The following is a 16,365-nucleotide window of genomic DNA, read 5'->3' as shown; positions in this document are numbered from 1 at the left end:
GTGGGTGGGCAGTCGGGTGAGCGTCAGAGAATGGCTTGAACAGTTCATACACTACTACAACACACAACGACCGCACCAATCACTTAACGAACAGACGCCAGCGGAGGTGCTAAACTAGACAGTGCCATCGCCACCGACCCTCAGGTCTCCATACCCGGGTCGAGTTTTTTGCTGCTCCCCGTCGTAGACGTGGCCATGCTGCGCACGCTCCTGATCGGTTTCGGGCTGTTCGAGATCGTCAAACCGAGGCCGGTTATCGAGGCCTGCGAGCGGATCGGTCTGCGAAACCCCGCCGCGGCACAGCGACGGCCGCTCGCGCTGACGGGCGCGCGGCTCGAGGGGCTCGTGTTCGTCTGGTTGCTCGTCCGCGGCCGGCAAGGGTCGACGCTCGTCTCCGCCCTGCTCGGGCTCGCCGGGCTGACGCTCGTCCTCGTCCCGCGGCCGATCATCGGACTCAGCCAGCATCTGGTCTACGCCGACACCGACGAGCTCGAGGTACAGCCGTGGGTCGTGCCGGCGGCCCGGCTACTGGGCGTCCTCTACCTGACCGTCACCCTGCTCTCGCGAAGCGGCGGCACCGAGCCGGCGTCCGAGGAGGGTAGCGACGACGGTGATCAGTCCTCGCGCCGGCTGCAGATCCGCTCGAGGTAACTGCAGTGAGAACCGAGCGTCGAACGCTGGCAATCGCCGTCGGGCTGCTCGCGGTGATCGCACCGGGGAAACTCATCAGCTACAGCGAGCGGCTGGCGTTCGAAACCCCAGACGCCGGACGGCTCCGGCTCTGGACGATCCCGATCACTCGGCTCGAGGGGGCGGCGTTCGTCTGGCTCCTCGGTCGGAGACGGGGGCCGCCGGCGGGCGTCGAGAGAGCGCTCGCCGCCGTCGGGTTCGTCCTCGCGTTGGCCCCCCGAACGGTCGTCGAACTCGCTCTGGCGGTCGCCTACGAGAACGCCGACGACCTCGAGGTGAAGGGGTGGGTGGTGCCGGTAACCAGACTGCTCGGAGCGTGTTACGTGGCCGTCGGCCTGTTTTCGAGACCGGCCGGCGGGCCGACGGACACTGCGGTCGAGGATCGACGCGAAAGGAGATAATTGCGAACTCGGATCAGTAGCGACGAACCTCGACCCCGTCGTCGGTCCCGACGTACGTCGCGTCGGCTACCCCGACGAACAGGCCGTGCTCGACGACGCCGGGAATTCTCGACAGTTGCGCCGCCAGCCCGTCGGGATCGTCGATCGGACCGAACGCGCAGTCCAGCACGAGGTTGCCGTTGTCGGTTACGACGGGGCCGTCCTTTCGCTCGGCGTCGCGGAGCGTCGGATCACCGCCCAGGTTCTCGATCCGGTCCGCCGTAACGGTGTGAGCGTCGGGGAGCACTTCGACCGGAACCGGGCGCTCGAGCCGGTCGGTCAGCTTCGAGGGGTCGGCGACGACGACGAACCGCTCCGCAGCCGTGTCGACGAGCTTCTCGCGCGCGTGGGCCGCACCGCCGCCCTTGATGAGCGCGCCGTGAGCGCGGGAGTCAGGATCGTCGACGACCTGATCGGCACCGTCGATCGCGAGGTCGACGCCGTCGACCGCGTCGAGGTCGGTCAGTGGGATTCCGACCTCGAGCGCGAGCTGGCGGGACTGGAACGAGGTGGGGATCCCGCGGACCGCGAGGCCGTCGTCGACGGCGCGACCGATCGCCCGGATCGCGTGGGCGGTCGTCGAGCCGGTGCCGAGGCCGACGACGAATCCGTCTTCGACCGCCTCGGCCGCCCGTTCGCCGGCGCGGCGTTTCGCCGCGGTGGAGCCGCCTTCCGTCTTCATGGTACCCCAAGCGAGCGGCGGCGAGAAAAACGTTACATCTCGCGACGACGCTCGGAAATCGACGGGTCGGCGTTCGATCGATCGTCTCGGATTCGCCGCGCCATCGATCCGCCTCGAGCCCCGACCGGCGTCGAACCCGGTTTCGCGCGTCCCCTCGTTGCGCCGAACTTTTTTTGAACCGTCCGTGGACGACCCTCCATGGCACGGGAGACGGCGGTGGCGCTCGACGGCGTCCGGAAGACCTATCGGATCGGCGAGCCGGTGCACGCGCTCGACGGCGTCACGCTCGAAGTGCCCCGGGGATCCTATACTGCGATCATGGGACCGAGCGGATCCGGCAAATCGACGCTGATGAACCTCGTCGGCTGTCTCGACACGCCGACGGCGGGGACGGTCGCCGTCGGCGGTCGAACGATCGGGACGCTCGGGGACCGGGAACGGACCCGGCTCCGAGGGACGGAAGTCGGGTTCGTCTTCCAGACGTTCAACCTCATGCCGCGGCTGAACGCCCTCGAGAACGTCGCGCTACCGCAGTTGTTCCGGGGTATCGATCGCGCGGAGCGCCGGGAACGGGCGCGAGACCTGCTCGAGCGGGTCGGCCTCGGCGATCGGACGGATCACCTCCCGAACGAACTGTCGGGCGGCCAGCGCCAGCGGGTCGCGCTCGCGCGGGCGCTGGTCAACGATCCGGCGATCGTCCTGGCAGACGAGCCGTCGGGGAACCTCGATACGGACACCGAGGCCGACATCCTGGACCTCTTCGACGAGTTTCACGCGGCCGGAACGACGATGCTGGTCGTCACCCACGAGCGACACGTCGCCGAGCGGGCCGACCGGATCGTCCACCTGCTCGACGGGACAATCGAGCGGATCGAGGAACTCGACGGATCCGCTAGCGACGGCGTGACGACGGATTCGATCGCGGGCCGAGAGTCGGAGCCGGGGGCCGATTCCGAATGAACCCGCTCGAGAGCCTGCGACTCTCCTGGCGGTCAATTCGCGGTCACAAGCTCCGATCTGCGCTGACGACGCTGGGGATCGTGATCGGCATCGCGGCGGTGATCGCGTTCGTCACGCTGGGTGCCAGTTTGCAGGCGGGGATTATCGGCGACATCAGCCCCGACGATCAGCGCAACGTCTACGGTTGGGCCGCCGAGCCCGACACTGAGGGCGGCCCGCTGGCGGGTGCCCAGCCCGTGTTCACGCAGGACGATCTCGAGGCGGTCGAGGAGCTCGAGGACGTCGACGCGGCGTACGGCTACGCGAACATTCAGATGCAGACGGTTTCGAACGGCAACGAGACGGTGGCACAGGGGAACGGGTTGATCGCCTCGGGGCCGTCGTACATCCGTGAGGAACGGCTGGCGGAAGGGAGACAGTTCCGGATGGGCGAACGCGAGGCCGTGCTGAATCCGGCGGCGGCGAACCAGTTCGAGGAGAACGTCACCGTCGGCGACGAACTCACCGTAACGATATTCGGCGGCCAGCAGACGACGCTCGAGGTGGTCGGCATCACCGACACGAGCGAGGGACAGAGCCCGTTCGAAGGGTTCGAATCCTCGCCGCGGATCTACGTGCCGACCGACCCCTACTATACGGAGCAGGCGGCCGCGCTAAGCGGTGGCGGGGACGACACCGAAACCGACACGGGCAGTGACGTTCGCTTCCTCGCGATCATCGTCGAGGCCCCGTCGGCCGACGACGACGACATCGACGCCGCCCGGGAGAGCGCGACCGCCTACCTCGAGAGCGACCGCTCCGACGCGAGCGAACTGATGGGCGACGACCTCGCGGTCCGGTTCCGGACGAGTACGGAACTCCTCCAGCAGCTACAGGACGTCCTGGATCTCCTGCGGAACTTCATCGTCGGCATCGCGGCCATCTCCCTGCTGGTCGGCTCGATCGGCATCGCGAACATCATGCTCGTGAGCGTCACCGAGCGGACCCGCGAGATCGGCATCATGAAAGCGATCGGTGCGCAAAACCGCGACGTCCTCGGCCTCTTTCTCACAGAGTCGGTTATCCTCGGCGTCATCGGTTCCGTCCTCGGGACCGGGCTCGGACTCCTCGGGGGCTATCTCGGCGCGCAGTACATCGATCTCCCGCTCGTCTACCCACTCGAGTACGTCGCGCTCGCGGTCGTCGTCGGGATGCTCGTGGGGATCGTCGCCGGGTTGTATCCCGCCTGGCGGGCCGCGCGGACGGATCCGATCGACGCGCTCAGATACGAGTGACTCGCGGCGCGGACGTGGCGGTTTCGCTCGACGCCGCGCTACTCGAGGTCCGATTCGCGATCGCGATCCCGCTCCGAGTACCGGTCCCCCTCGAACCCGCCCGACGCGGATCGATCCGCCTCGGCGTCGCGGTCTCGAGGTGACGTCCCATCGGTGTCTCCATCTCCGAGAGACGTTGTATCGACGTCGCGGTCTCGAGTCGAAACGGTGTCGGGACTGCGAGACGGCCGTTCGGGATCCGTCTCGAACCCGATCGTGTCCCGGGTCCGGCGCTGTCGATCGGGATACTCTTGCGCGAGGTACGACCCCAGAAAACCGCCGAGTGCCGAGAACCCGACGGTGTAGACGAGCACGACGAAGAGGAAGCCGAAGATGAAGATCGAGGCGAAGGCGATCCCGCTCCCCGGAGCGCCGCCCAGGAGTCCGAGCCCGAGGAAGCCGAAGAGCAGGAAGCTACCGGCGACGATCGGAAGGAACGTGATCACGCCGGCCAGTGCTCCCGCAATCGCACCCGCACGCTCGTTCGGCCCCTCGAGAAACCCCGCGACGGCCCCGCCGAGAGCCGGAGAGAGGGGGATGAACGAGAGGACGACGCCGATAACGGCTCCGATGACCGCGTTGACGATGGTGCTACTCCGGACCATACCGAACGGACGGGGAGCGAAGTGAAAAGTGTCGGTGGTCCGTGGTGTCGCTGCGCTCCGCCTCCGATCTCGAGATCGCGGTCAGTCGTCGGCGAACTCCGAACCCGACTCCTCGAACGTGGTCTCCGCTCCGGTCGGGTCCTCGGGCGGTTCCGCGAGGTCGTGTTCGATGATCTCCGCGAACGTGGCGTCGGTGTTGACCTCGTCGGCGAGCAGATCGACGGCTTCGACGAAGACCGCGACAAGTAAGGGACCGACGACGACGCCGATCGGGCCGAGCGTGAAGAGGCCGCCGGTGAAGCCGACGAAGTAGAGGCTGCCGGGCAAGCCGGCGGAGCGGCGGGCCAGCCGCGGACGAACGGCGATATCGGGGAGCCAGGCCACCAGCGACAGGCCGAGCACGCCCATCAGGACCGCGGCGACGAGATCGCCGGCGGCGACGTGATAGAGTGCGATCGGGGCGATGAGCATACTCGGGCCGATGATCGGGACGAACTGCAGGACCGCGGCGACGATCGCGAGCGTCAGCGCCGCCTCGTAACCGAGGATCCAGAACAGCGGATAGGCGACGGCCAGCGTCGCGATCGAGGTCGCGACCTGTAGAACGTAAATCGCGTACAGCGTCTCGCGAGCGCGCGTCGCGAGCGCGTAGACGACGTCTCGATACCCGTGGGGAATCGGTGCGACGGCGGCCCGTCCCGCTTCGTCGCCCTTGAGGAGAACGCCGAAGAGGAGGACGACAAACAGCGCGAACTTGATCGCGAGCACCGGGAGCGCGAGCGCGAACGTGGTCGCGGCGTCGCTGAGATAGTCGACCGCCATCGTCTGGACCTCGCCGGCTTCGATCGTGTACGCCACCTCGAGCACCGTGATCGTCACCTCCCGTGGGAGCGCCTCGACGGCCTCGAGCACCTGCTCGAAGCGGAAGGACAGCGCGACGACGATCGGCGCGAAGACCGCGATCGCACTCACGAATCCGAGCAGGGTCGCAGCGAGAGCCCCGGTCCACTCGGAGAGGCCGCGCCTGACGAGCCACCCCTGGACCGGCAACAGGACGTACGCGACGGTCAGCGCGAAGAGGATCGTTCCGAGGACCTCGAGCAGGATGCCGCCGGTCACGATCCCCAGCGCGACGACGATTCCCGCGAGAACGTATCGGCGGCGCCTGTTCCCGCCGGCGCTCTCGGCCGAGGTCCCTGTCACGTTCGTGGGTCGCATTCGGGGAACAAAGTCTTTCGGCTCGAGCGGCGGGTTCGAAACGGAGGCGCCGATCAGGGGCCTTAAGACTACCCGGTGCAACCACCGGGTAATGAAACGACGAACGTTCGTGGGCGCGGTCGGTGGGAGTACGGTCGCCGGGTTCGCCGGCTGTCTGACGCGCGACGGGGAGGACGATCAGGGGAACGGGACCGAAACCGGAGATCCGGAGCCGGAGGACCCGGATCTCGAGGGGGAGCTTCGGGTCGCGACCTACGAGTCGATGGTCGACGGCGAGAACCCGGCCGGCCCGTGGCTCAAGCAGGCCTTCGAGGAGGAGTACCCCGACGCGGAACTGACGTGGACGATTCCGAACAACGGGATCAACGATTACATCGATCGCGAACAACAAGGCGCCGATATCGACGCCGACGTCTATCTCGGGGCTAACGTCGACGACCTCGTCAGGATCGACGACAATCTCGACGACGGCGGTCTCCTTCGGGACCTCAACGTCGATCGGATCGATCGCGCCGACCGGATCCGGGACGGGCTCGACATGGGCGACCCCCACGGTCGAGTGCTCGCCTATGACACGGGCTACATCTGTCTCGTCTACGACGAGAACGTCGTCGACGAGCCCGAGACGCTCGACGACCTCACCGAGCCGGCCTACGAGGACGCCCTGCTCGCCCAGAACGCCCAGCAGTCCGATCCCGGACAGGCGTTCCTGCTGTGGACGATCGACGCCTACGGCGAGGACGGCTACCTCGACTACTGGCAGGGGCTCGAGGAGAACGGGATCCGGGTTCTCAACGACTGGAGCGAGTCGTACACCGGTGCGTACATGGAGGGGGATCGGCCGATGGTCGTCTCGTACTCGACCGATCAGGTGTTCGCCAACCAGTACGACTACGATATGAGTCGCCACCAGATCGCCTTCCCGAACGATCAGGGGTACGCCAACCCCGAGGGGATGGGGGTCTTCGAGGGAGCGAGCGAGGTCGATCTCGCGTACGAGTTCCTCGACTTCGCCCTCTCGAGCGATGCCCAGGCCCAGATCGCCCAGCGAAACGTCCAGTTCCCGGCCGTCGCCGCGGAACACGTCGATCTCGACGAGGAGTTCGACCGGTACGCACACGTCCCGCCGGAGGCGGTGACGGTCGGCTACGAGGAGCTTCGTGGCAACCTCGACGGCTGGGTCGAAAACTGGGCGCGCGAGTTCGCCAGCCAGTAGGCCCGTGTCTCGACCGGACTGGTCCGTGCGGGCGGCCGGGCTTCGACGGCGGTCCACAGCCGTTCGCCGCTGGCTCGAGCACCACGCGCTGTCACTGACGGCGATCGCGACGGCCGGCGTCCTCGCCGTCATGCTCTACCTGCCGGTCGGGGTCGTCTTCGTCAACGCCGCCTTCGACGACGGCGTCGCGACGCTCGCGTTCTTTCGCGAGGTGCTCACCGACCCGTTCTACGTCGGTGTCCTCGCTGACCTCTTCGCGGAGCCGCTGGCAGTACGGGCACACCTCGAGTCGCTGCTCGGCTGGCTCGCGGCCGTCTCCGTCTCGATCTCGCTCGAGTACCCGATCCCCGGCGTTCCGTTACCGATACCGTGGCCGAGCCTCGAGACCCCGGGAATCCGGACGGGGCTGTTCGGCTTTACGGCGTACCAGGCCGCCCTCTCGACGGTCGCGAGCGTCGCTTTGGGGTTGCCCGCCGCGTATATCCTCGCGAAGTACGAATTCCGGGGGCGGCGGACGTTGCGTTCGCTGACGATCCTCCCGTTCGTGCTGCCGGGAATCATGGTCGCCGTGGGGTTCTACGCGATGTTCGGTCGGACGGGAACGCTCAACCAGTTACTCGGGATCGCCGGACTCGGACCGTATCCGTTCATCGAGTGGAACCCGCTCGCGATCGTGATCGTCGCCCACGCGTTCTACAACGCGCCGCTGGTGGCTCGCGTCACCGTCGCCGCCTGGGAGTCGGTCGACGTTCGGACCGTCGAGACCGCTCGCAGCCTCGGCGCGAGCCCCCGGCGCGCGTTCCGGGACGTGGTCGTCCCGCAGCTCCTGCCGGCCGTTCTGACCGGCGCGTTGCTGACCTTCATCTTCACGTTCATGACGTTCCCGATCGTGCTGGCGTTGGGCGGCCTGCAGCTCGCGACCGTCGAGGTCTGGATCTACGACCGCGTCCGCCGGCTGGCCTACTCCGAGGCCGCGACGCTGGCCGTCCTCGAGACGGTCCTCTCGCTCGGACTCACGTACGCCTACCTCCGGTACGAGTCCGCACAGTCGGGACTGGCTCGAGGGGCGACCTCCCCGTCCCGGACGCCGCTCTTTCCCGATCTGCGGACGGCGCTCTCGCCCCGCAGGGTGGCGATCGTCGGCTACGGGATCCTCACGCTGGTCGTCTTCGTCGGTCCGATGGCGAGCCTCGTCGTCGGCGGCGTGACGGACGGGAGCGGGTTCACGACGCGTCACTACGCCTTCCTGCTCGAGCGCCAGCTCGAGGGCGCCGACTACCAGACTCTGCCGTTGGTCGCGATCCGGAACTCGCTGCTGTTCGGGCTCGCGACGCTGGTCGTCGCCGTGCCGATGGGCATCGTCGTCTCGGTGGTGACGGTTCGCGCCGATCGGGGGGGCGCGATCGTCGACACGCTCGCGATGCTGCCGCTCGCGGTCAGCGGGGTCGTCTTCGGCATCGGTCTCCTGCAGGGGCTCGTCTTCGGGATTCCGTTACCCGGCGGGTGGCGAATCCAGGTGACGGGCGCGGTCGCGATCGTCGCCGCCCACGCCGTCGCGGCCTACCCCTTCGTCACGCGCAACATCTCGCCCCTGCTCGCGAACCTCGATCCGGCGATGGTCGAGTCCGCTCGAGCGCTCGGCGCCTCCCGCTACCGCGCGCTCCGGGACGTGGAACTCCCGCTGGTGGCCAGCGGGATCGTCGCGGGAGCCGCCTTCGCGTTCGCCATCTCGATCGGCGAGTTCTCTTCGACGGTGATTTTGGCCAGCGGCGGCGATACCTACACCATGCCCGTCGCCGTCGAGCGCTATCTCGGCCGCCGCTCCGGCCCCGCGATCGCCATGGGGACGGTGCTGCTGGTGATCACGGCCGCGAGCTTCGTCGTCGTCGACCGCGTCGGCGGGAGGTTCGAAGGGTGACCGGACTCAGTCTGGATGGCGTGTCGAAAGTCTACGGCGGAGCCGGCGTGACGGACGGCCCGGATAGCGGCACGGTCGCCCTCGAGGACGTCGACATCACCGTTCGCGACGGGGAGTTCTTCACCCTCGTCGGTCCCTCCGGCTGCGGAAAGACGACGACCCTCCGAGCGATCGCCGGCTTCGAGGCACCGACCGAGGGGGCCGTCCGCTTCGACGGTCGGGAGATGACCGGCGTCCCGCCCGAAGAGCGGGACGTCGGCGTCGTCTTCCAGAGTTACGCGCTGTTCCCGCACATGACCGTCGCCGAAAACGTCGGCTACGGCCTCCGGTTTCGGGACCCGCCCGACGGGGCGACCGCGGACGACCGCGTCGCCGAGTTGCTCGACCTCGTCGACCTCGAGGGAATGGGCGACCGCGACCCCGAGCAGCTGTCGGGCGGCCAGCAGCAGCGAGTGGCGCTGGCTCGAGCGCTCGCGCCGGCGCCGGACCTCCTCCTGCTCGACGAGCCGATGAGCGCGCTCGACGCGCAGCTCCGGGAATCGCTGCGCCGACAAGTGAAGCGGATTCAGTCGGAGCTCGGGATCACGACCGTCTACGTCACGCACGATCAGGCGGAGGCGCTGGCGATATCCGATCGGGTGGCGGTCATGAACGGCGGCCGGGTCGAACAGATCGGACGGCCACAGGAGATCTATCGCGAGCCCGCGACCCGGTTCGTCGCCGAGTTCGTCGGCGATAACAACGTCTTCGACGCCGCGGTTCGGAGCCGCGACGGCGAGTACGGACGCGCGGAAGTCGGCGGTGAGACGTTCACCGTGCCGGTGGTCGACGGATCCGATCGGGTCACCTTCTGCGTGCGGCCGGGCGGGCTCGCGCGGTCCGCCGACCGCAACCGGCTGACGGTCCGCGTCGAGACCAGCGAGTTCCTCGGCGAGACGGTCCGCGTCAACGGCCGCTGGAACGACAGGAGAATCGTGCTCCGGCTCGACGAGGTTCCGGACGGCGACGAACTGACGGTCGGCTTCGAACCCGACGACGCGCACGTCGTCGACCCTCGATAGCGACGGTCCATATCGGTTCGAGTAGCCCGGAACGTGCAAGTGTGCTTCTTTCAATACAGCTGTGCTAGCTCCTCGCATGAAGGTCACTCGGCGGCTCCGGCTCGAGGTCGAACGCAGAGAGGTGTCAGTCGGGACCCCGATCACCGTTCGCGTCCGCGATCATCGACGACAACCGGTCGAGGGCGCCGTCGTCACGACCGAGACGAAATCCGTCCGAACGGACGGCCGAGGACTGTGTCGACTACAGTTCGACTCGCCCGGGTTCTGGAAGCTCACGGCGAGGAAAGCGCCGAGCGAGCGCGTGGCGTACGAGCCGGCGTCGGAGCTCGTTCGCGTCGTCCCGAACGAAGCCGCACTCCGTCCGTATCGGCCCGCGAGACCGCGATAGCGACGAGTGACTGCGGGGTCGACCTCGAGACCGTGCACGTGGTATCGTGCCACAGCGTTATCCCGCCTGCCGCTGTGGGAGATAGCATGGCAGACTCGAAAAACAGCCGAGACAAACAGGCCGACGACGAGGAGGAGCGACAGCGGGAACGAGAGGTCTCGGAGGCCCTCGAGCGGGACGACGAGGACGAACCGGAACTCGAGGACGAAGACGACCGAGATCAGGACGACGCCGAACTCGAGGACGAGGAATAAGCCGAGGGAGACGCGGAGAGACGGAGAAGCGACGCGGCGGTACTACGTTAGGCCCCAGAAGAACGCGATCCCGAGGACGGTCACGACGGAGAGTAACAACTGGAGCGGTGCCCCGACCCGGACGAAGTCCGTGAATTTGTACCCGCCGGGGCCGTAGACGAACAGGTTCGTCTGGTAGCCGACGGGCGTGAGGAACGCGGTCGAGGCCGCGAACGTCACCGCGAGCACGAACGCGAAGGCGTTCGCGTCGATCTGCCGGGCGGTCTCGACGGCCACTGGGAGCATCAACACGACGCTCGCGTTGTTGGAGATCACGCCCGTGATGAGCCCCGTGGCGAGGTAGAACACCCACAGCACGCCGATCACGGGAAGGTAGGTGCTCGTCGAGGCGACGAGCGTGCCCAGGAGGTCCGCGCCGCCGGTCTGCTCCAGCGCGATTCCCAGCGGGATGATGCCGGCCAGCAGGAAGATCACGTCCCACTCGACGGCGTCGTAGATCTCGGTCGGCTTGAGGACGCCCGTCGCGACCATCGCGACGACGCCCGCGAGGGCGGTGACCATGATCGGCAGGGAAAGCGCCGTCATCGCCTCGAACGCGCCGACGCCCGTCAGCCCGGCGAGGGCGGAGCCGACCGTCCCCCACGGAACTGCGACGAACCCGACGACGCCAGCCATGATCGCCGCCGCGTGGGGAATCTTTTCGGTCCGGTAATCGGGCTCCGCGGGCTCGTGTGCCACGATGAAATCGTCGTTCTGCGAGAGGCGGTCGATACTGTCCGGCGCCGCCTGGACTAACAGCGTGTCGCCTACGCGGATCCGGCGCTCGTCCATGTGATCCCGGACCGTCTCGCCGCGGCTCCGAAACGCCAGCACGGTCGCGTCGTAGCGCTGGCGGAACGTCGACGTCTCGAGCGACTCGCCGACGAGGAACGACCCCCGCGGGACGACGATCTCGACGAGGGTTCGCTCCGAGACGTCGTCCGGCTCGAGTTCGTCTGCCGTTTCCGGATTGCCCGCCAGAGTGAGCGTTCCCCGATCGACGAACTGCTGGACTGTGTCGCGGTCGGCGCGGAGCCGAAGCAGGTCCCCCTCTCTGATCGTCTTCTGGCTGATCGGTTCGATGAACTCGTCGCCGTCGCGGACGACCTGGAGGATGTCGGCGTCGAATTCGACGTGGTCGATGGCGTCTCCCACGGTCGTTCCGACGATCGGCGACCCCTCGTCGACGACCACTTCGGTCAGGTACTCCTCGATCGCGTACTCCTGAATGTAGTCCTCCTCGACGGGGACGCGTTCGGGCAGCAATCGGTGCCCGATAGTCATGAGATAGAGGCTCCCGACGACGAGGACGACGATCCCGAGCTTGGTGAACTCGAACATCGAGAACGGCTGGCCGAGCAGGCGCCCGGAGACGTCGCTCGCGAGGATGTTCGTCGAGGTGCCGATGAGGGTGAGCATCCCGCCGAACATCGAGGCGTAGGAGAGCGGAATCAGGAGTTTCGAGGGCGACGTCTTCCCCTTGTGGGCGATGTCCGAGATGACGGGGACGAGGATGGCGACGACCGGCGTGTTGTTGATGAAGCCGGAGATCGGACCGCTGACGCCGATCGTCGCGAGCAGCTGTTTGTTCAGGTCGTCGCCCGCGAACGCCGACATCTTGCGACCGATAATCTGGACGACGCCCGTCTGACTGATGCCCGAACTCAGAATGAGCATCGCCAGCACGGTGATCGTCGCCGGGTTCGAGAAGCCGGAGGTCCCCTCTTCGGTCGATATTTCGGTGAGATTCACCACGCCGTCGGCCCCGAGCACCATCAACAACACCATGATCAGGATGGCAGTCACGTCGATTGGCAGCCACTCGGTGATGAAGAGGACGAGCGCGATACCGATGATTCCGAACACGACCAGCATCTGGGGAGTCACGGCGAGGCTACCGGACTCGGCGGCCAGCGGAACGGCCCCAGCGGCCGACGGGAGAAGTCCAGACACGGTTGATAGTCCGGATATTCCGACGGTCCCGCTTGAAGGCCCCGGTTCGAGGCGAGCCCGCGATCCGGCGTACTATCGTTTCGGCCCCCGTTCAGTCGTGGCAACGGTCGGACCCGATCTCGTGAACATCTTCGGAGAAGTTCCTTTGGAGCGGGAACCGTACGCGATACTCACGTGATCTCCGTCGGGACGATCCCGTATGGAGACGGCCGATACTCGAGCAGCCCGACACGCCGCGATCGGTACTCGAGCGTTCCATAATCGGAATCCACACTGAACCGAGCGACCGACGCCGATTCGAAACACCCCCATGAACGACTACGCGCTCTTCATCGCAGCCGCGAACACGGCGACGGTACGCACGGGCGGGGCAGTCGCACTGTTGGCTTCCCGAGCGTTTCGACGAACGGGCTCGGCGGCACTTCGGGCAGTCGCCGTCGGGTTCGGTACCATCGTCGGGGGCTCGGTACTCGGCGGCGGGGTTCACCTCCTCGGCGGCGCAGTCGCGCTCGGCGTCGTCCTCCAGAGCACTGTCACCGCAGTCGGGTTCGGGATCTTACTGTACTCGCTGTACACCGAAACGGCGGCCGTGACCGAGAGGACGAAGATATCAATATGACAACTCAGCCGGAACGGGACGGAACGCGGGTCGTCGCACAGGGGACGTTCGATCTCCTCCACCCGGGCCACGTCCACTACCTCGAGGAAGCCGCCGCGACGGGGGAGGAACTACACGTCATCGTCGCCCGTGCGGACAGCATCTCTCACAAACCGGATCCCGTCCTGCCGGGCGAGCAACGCCGGGACGTCGTCGCCGCTCTCGACGCGGTCGATCACGCTCGGGTCGGTCATCCCGAGGACTTTTCGATCCCGATCCGGGAGATCGATCCGGACGTGCTCGTCCTCGGCCACGACCAGCACCACGACGGGGACGAAATCGAGCGGCTGCTCGGGGAGTGGGGAATCGACTGTCGCGTCGACCGAGCGAGCGGGCTCGAACCGTCCGGCGATCACTGGTACTCGAGTAGCGACATCGTCGAGCGGGTGCTCGCGGAGCGGGGGCGGGACGGACCGCGAACGGCCGTCGAATCCGACGCCGACGATTGAGCGGTGAGCGCGCGGCTACTGCGGGGTGAGACGGGAGCGGAACCGCTCGAGGCCGACGTCGAGCATGTCGGGACTCACCGTCTGGAACTCGCCGTCGTCGGGGAGGTAGGGTTTGACGGAGTCCCAGCTGTCGCGGGCGTAGCGCTCGTCGAGGAGGACGCGAACGCCGACGTCCTCGGGGCTGCGGATGACGCGGCCGATCGCCTGCCGCGCCTTCCGTACCGCGGGAATCGTCAGCGCGTACGTGAAGCCGTCGCCGAACTCGTCGTCGTAGGCGCGGCGAACGGCCTTCGTCCGCGGGCTCGAGGTGTTGACGATCGGGACGCCACAGACCACCGCGGCGGCGAGTCGGTCGCCGCTGTAGTCGACGCCCTCGGTCAAGGTTCCCCGGAGGCTCGTAACGAGCACCTTCCCCTCGCCGGCGAAGAACTCGTCCTTGAGCGACTGCGTGGTCTCGTCGTCGCTCGCGGCGTCGAGCAGGATCGGCTTGTCGACCCGGTCCTCGAGCACGCCGGCGGTCCACTCGGCCTCGGCGTAACTGGGCATCCCGACGAGGACGTTGCCGGGGAGGTTCGCGACTTTCGAGATCGCGTCGGCGTAGGATCGCCGCGTCGGATTCTCTTCTCCCGGGCTACCGCGATTGTCGTAGGTGTACTTCGGCGCGGCGACCGCGAAACTCTCGCGGTTCTCTCGGGGGAAGTGAAGTCCGTACCGGCGCTCGACGACCGGTCTGTCTTCCTCGTGCTCGAGGTACTGGAGTCCGGTCACCTCGGTGAAGGCGTCCATCGGCTCGAGCGTCGCGCTCATCAGGATGCCGCCGCCGAACGTGCCGAGCCGGTCGCCGATCGCGTCGCTGGGGACGCAGTTGTGCAGGGAGAGTCGGGCGTTGTAGGCCCGCCGCCACGAGTCCGCGGGCTCGGTGTCGTCCCAGGTGCGCTCGAGTTCGATCTCCCGGAAATAGTCGGTGTGGCCGCGGCGATACCACTCGCCGAGGACACGGCCGACCGCGGGCGCGGCGCGGGTCCGGTCCTCGTCTTCGGCCTCGTTCAGCACTCGTTCGACGATCGCGCCGACGGCCTCGGCGCGGACCCAGTCGGCGTCGCCGTACCCCGCCTCGCTCGCCCACTCCGAGAGTTCGTCCTCGGCGGGCTGGCCCGGATCGCGGAGGGGGAGTTCCTCGTCGCGGAGGTCGTTCAGGTTCGACTGCCAGCCGCGGTAATTCCGATCGAGGTGTGCGGTGATCCGCCGATCGAGCTCCTCCCGGAGGTCGCGAACGAACTCGAGGGTCCGATTGAGCTCCTCGAAGGAGACGTCGCTGTCCGCGAGTTCCCCGCGGACGAGATCGGCGTCGGCGGTCTTGGAGCCGCCTTCGGCCTGTCGACCCTCGCGCTCGAACTTGATCGGCTGGATGACCCGCGAGAGTTCGGTTTCGGCGTCTCGGAGGGTGCTGTCGGCGACGCCCTCGCTGACGAGGTCGCGCACGCGCGGTTCCAGCATGTGGGCTTCGTCGCAGACGACGTACGTCGAGTCGTCGAGCAACGCGCCGGTGAAGGAGCCGACCGTTCGGGGATCGAAGGCGTGGTAGTAGTTCCCCATGACGACCTCGACCTCGCCGAGGGCGGCCCCCATTACGGAATGGGGACAGGTGCCGTGTGTGACCGATCGGGCGACCAGCTCCTCCGGCGTGACCATCCCAGTGTCGGTGAAATCGTACGGAACCGCTTCCGCCGCCGACCCGTCCTCCTCGTCGTCCGGCAGGTCCTCGAGGTACTGCGCGTAGAACGGACAGTACTCGGTTGCGGCTCCGACGGGCCCGCCCTCGCCGTACTCGGGCAGGTCGGGCGGGTAGGGCGTCGGTTCGCCGGCGGTCTCGAGGAAGGTGTTCTTCGACTGCGTTCCGCTGTCCGCAAGACCGATCTGTTGGCTGCGAGCGCGGGCGGCCAGGTTCTGTGCGGTCGTCTCGCCGCCCTCCCCGGTGAGGTCGCGGGTTCGGTCCCGGAGCGTCTCGCAGCGGTCGTACACGTTGCCGTCGTCGATCCCCGCCGCGCCCTCGCGGTTGTACGGACAGACGTCGGCCTTTCCGACGAGCGTGAGTCCCGAAATCGGGTCCCAGTCGGCGGGCAGGTTCTCGTTGATCGTCTCGAGATCTTCTTCGAACTGGCGCAGTTGCTGTTTGACGCTCGTGAGCACGAGCACGCGTTCGTAATCGGTGTCGGGATCGCGCACGAGTTCGATCCCCGCGGTGAGGGCGATCATCGTCTTCCCGGTGCCACAGGCCCCTTCGATGACGGTGTAGCCGCCATCCCGGCCGGTGTCGATGGCCGTCTCGATGCCGTCGACCTGGGGATCGTAGGGCTGCTCGTGACCGAACACCGTCCGCCAGTTCGTCATTCTCTCCGTACTCATCGTCGGTCGTCCATAGCGTTGACGGACTGGAATGGTCGCGCCTCGAGTTATAAATGTCGGGGACGACCGCGGATCCGACTCGAGGACGAGTCAGCGCGAATAGTGTCGGAAAACC

At 67.3% G+C, this 16,365-nt stretch carries 17 protein-coding genes; 12 read left to right on the top strand and 5 right to left on the bottom strand.

Features of this window, described 5'->3' with window-relative positions; all coding sequences use genetic code 11:
- The 3 genes from NDI89_RS17675 to NDI89_RS17665 all read left to right on the top strand — a co-directional run.
- Positions 1-118, top strand: a 118-nt coding sequence (locus NDI89_RS17675) for an integrase core domain-containing protein (RefSeq protein WP_277521295.1), incomplete at its 5' end; no start/stop codon positions are given.
- A 77-nt stretch (positions 119-195) separates the two neighbouring features.
- Complete coding sequence (locus tag NDI89_RS17670; RefSeq protein WP_277523372.1) at positions 196-651, top strand: hypothetical protein; 456 nt, start codon at positions 196-198, stop codon at positions 649-651.
- Between the two features lie 5 nt (positions 652-656).
- Positions 657-1,091 carry a hypothetical protein gene (locus NDI89_RS17665; protein ID WP_277523370.1) on the top strand — a complete coding sequence of 145 codons (435 nt, stop codon included), beginning with the start codon at positions 657-659 and terminating at the stop codon, positions 1,089-1,091.
- Between the two features lie 13 nt (positions 1,092-1,104).
- On the opposite strand, the gene rpiA is transcribed toward NDI89_RS17665, so the two are convergent.
- Entirely contained in the window at positions 1,105-1,812 is a 708-nt protein-coding gene (gene rpiA / locus NDI89_RS17660) for a ribose-5-phosphate isomerase RpiA (protein WP_277523368.1), read from the bottom strand.
- Between the two features lie 198 nt (positions 1,813-2,010).
- On the opposite strand from rpiA, the gene NDI89_RS17655 reads away from it, so the two are divergent.
- Both NDI89_RS17655 and NDI89_RS17650 read left to right on the top strand, forming a co-directional pair.
- Entirely contained in the window at positions 2,011-2,772 is a 762-nt protein-coding gene (locus NDI89_RS17655) for an ABC transporter ATP-binding protein (protein WP_277523366.1), read from the top strand.
- Entirely contained in the window at positions 2,769-4,046 is a 1,278-nt protein-coding gene (locus tag NDI89_RS17650; protein WP_277523365.1) for an ABC transporter permease, read from the top strand. Before NDI89_RS17655 ends, NDI89_RS17650 begins: the two co-directional genes overlap by 4 nt.
- A 38-nt stretch (positions 4,047-4,084) precedes the next feature.
- On the opposite strand, the gene NDI89_RS17645 is transcribed toward NDI89_RS17650, so the two are convergent.
- Positions 4,085-4,690 carry a DUF5518 domain-containing protein gene (locus NDI89_RS17645; RefSeq protein WP_277523364.1) on the bottom strand — a complete coding sequence of 202 codons (606 nt, stop codon included), beginning with the start codon at positions 4,688-4,690 and terminating at the stop codon, positions 4,085-4,087.
- Positions 4,691-4,771: 81 nt separating this feature from the next.
- A complete protein-coding gene (locus NDI89_RS17640) occupies positions 4,772-5,908 on the bottom strand; it encodes an AI-2E family transporter (RefSeq protein WP_277523363.1) in 1,137 nt (378 codons plus the stop codon).
- A 91-nt stretch (positions 5,909-5,999) separates the two neighbouring features.
- On the opposite strand from NDI89_RS17640, the gene NDI89_RS17635 reads away from it, so the two are divergent.
- From NDI89_RS17635 to NDI89_RS17615, 5 genes are all read left to right on the top strand, one after another.
- Entirely contained in the window at positions 6,000-7,124 is a 1,125-nt protein-coding gene (locus NDI89_RS17635) for a thiamine ABC transporter substrate-binding protein (RefSeq protein ID WP_277523362.1), read from the top strand.
- 4 nt (positions 7,125-7,128) lie between these two features.
- Complete coding sequence (locus NDI89_RS17630; RefSeq protein ID WP_277523361.1) at positions 7,129-9,042, top strand: ABC transporter permease; 1,914 nt, start codon at positions 7,129-7,131, stop codon at positions 9,040-9,042.
- Positions 9,039-10,103, top strand: coding sequence for an ABC transporter ATP-binding protein (locus NDI89_RS17625; RefSeq protein ID WP_277523360.1), 1,065 nt, complete (start codon positions 9,039-9,041; stop codon positions 10,101-10,103). Before NDI89_RS17630 ends, NDI89_RS17625 begins: the two co-directional genes overlap by 4 nt.
- A gap of 76 nt (positions 10,104-10,179) precedes the next feature.
- Positions 10,180-10,491, top strand: coding sequence for a carboxypeptidase regulatory-like domain-containing protein (locus NDI89_RS17620; protein ID WP_277523358.1), 312 nt, complete (start codon positions 10,180-10,182; stop codon positions 10,489-10,491).
- Positions 10,492-10,577: 86 nt separating this feature from the next.
- Positions 10,578-10,745 carry a hypothetical protein gene (locus NDI89_RS17615; protein WP_226004834.1) on the top strand — a complete coding sequence of 56 codons (168 nt, stop codon included), beginning with the start codon at positions 10,578-10,580 and terminating at the stop codon, positions 10,743-10,745.
- A 42-nt stretch (positions 10,746-10,787) separates the two neighbouring features.
- Here the strand turns inward: NDI89_RS17615 and NDI89_RS17610 are convergent, their stop codons facing one another.
- Positions 10,788-12,659: an SLC13 family permease gene (locus NDI89_RS17610; RefSeq protein ID WP_277523392.1), complete on the bottom strand. Its 1,872-nt coding sequence runs from the start codon at positions 12,657-12,659 to the stop codon at positions 10,788-10,790.
- A gap of 388 nt (positions 12,660-13,047) precedes the next feature.
- On the opposite strand from NDI89_RS17610, the gene NDI89_RS17605 reads away from it, so the two are divergent.
- Both NDI89_RS17605 and NDI89_RS17600 read left to right on the top strand, forming a co-directional pair.
- On the top strand, positions 13,048-13,356 hold the full coding sequence (locus NDI89_RS17605) for a DUF7521 family protein (RefSeq protein WP_277523355.1): 309 nt from the start codon (positions 13,048-13,050) through the stop codon (positions 13,354-13,356).
- On the top strand, positions 13,353-13,844 hold the full coding sequence (locus NDI89_RS17600) for an FAD synthase family protein (protein ID WP_277523354.1): 492 nt from the start codon (positions 13,353-13,355) through the stop codon (positions 13,842-13,844). The genes NDI89_RS17605 and NDI89_RS17600 overlap by 4 nt, the downstream gene beginning before the upstream one ends.
- Positions 13,845-13,859: 15 nt before the next feature.
- Here the strand turns inward: NDI89_RS17600 and NDI89_RS17595 are convergent, their stop codons facing one another.
- Positions 13,860-16,235, bottom strand: a complete 2,376-nt coding sequence (locus tag NDI89_RS17595) for an ATP-dependent DNA helicase (protein WP_277523390.1) — start codon at positions 16,233-16,235, stop codon at positions 13,860-13,862.
- Positions 16,236-16,365 lie beyond the last annotated feature (130 nt).

Source organism: Natrinema salsiterrestre (assembly GCF_029502005.1).
Taxonomy (GTDB): Archaea; Halobacteriota; Halobacteria; order Halobacteriales; family Natrialbaceae; genus Natrinema; species Natrinema salsiterrestre.
The sequence above is the reverse complement of the archived record's forward strand: the minus strand, read 5'-3'. Positions and strand labels throughout refer to the sequence as shown.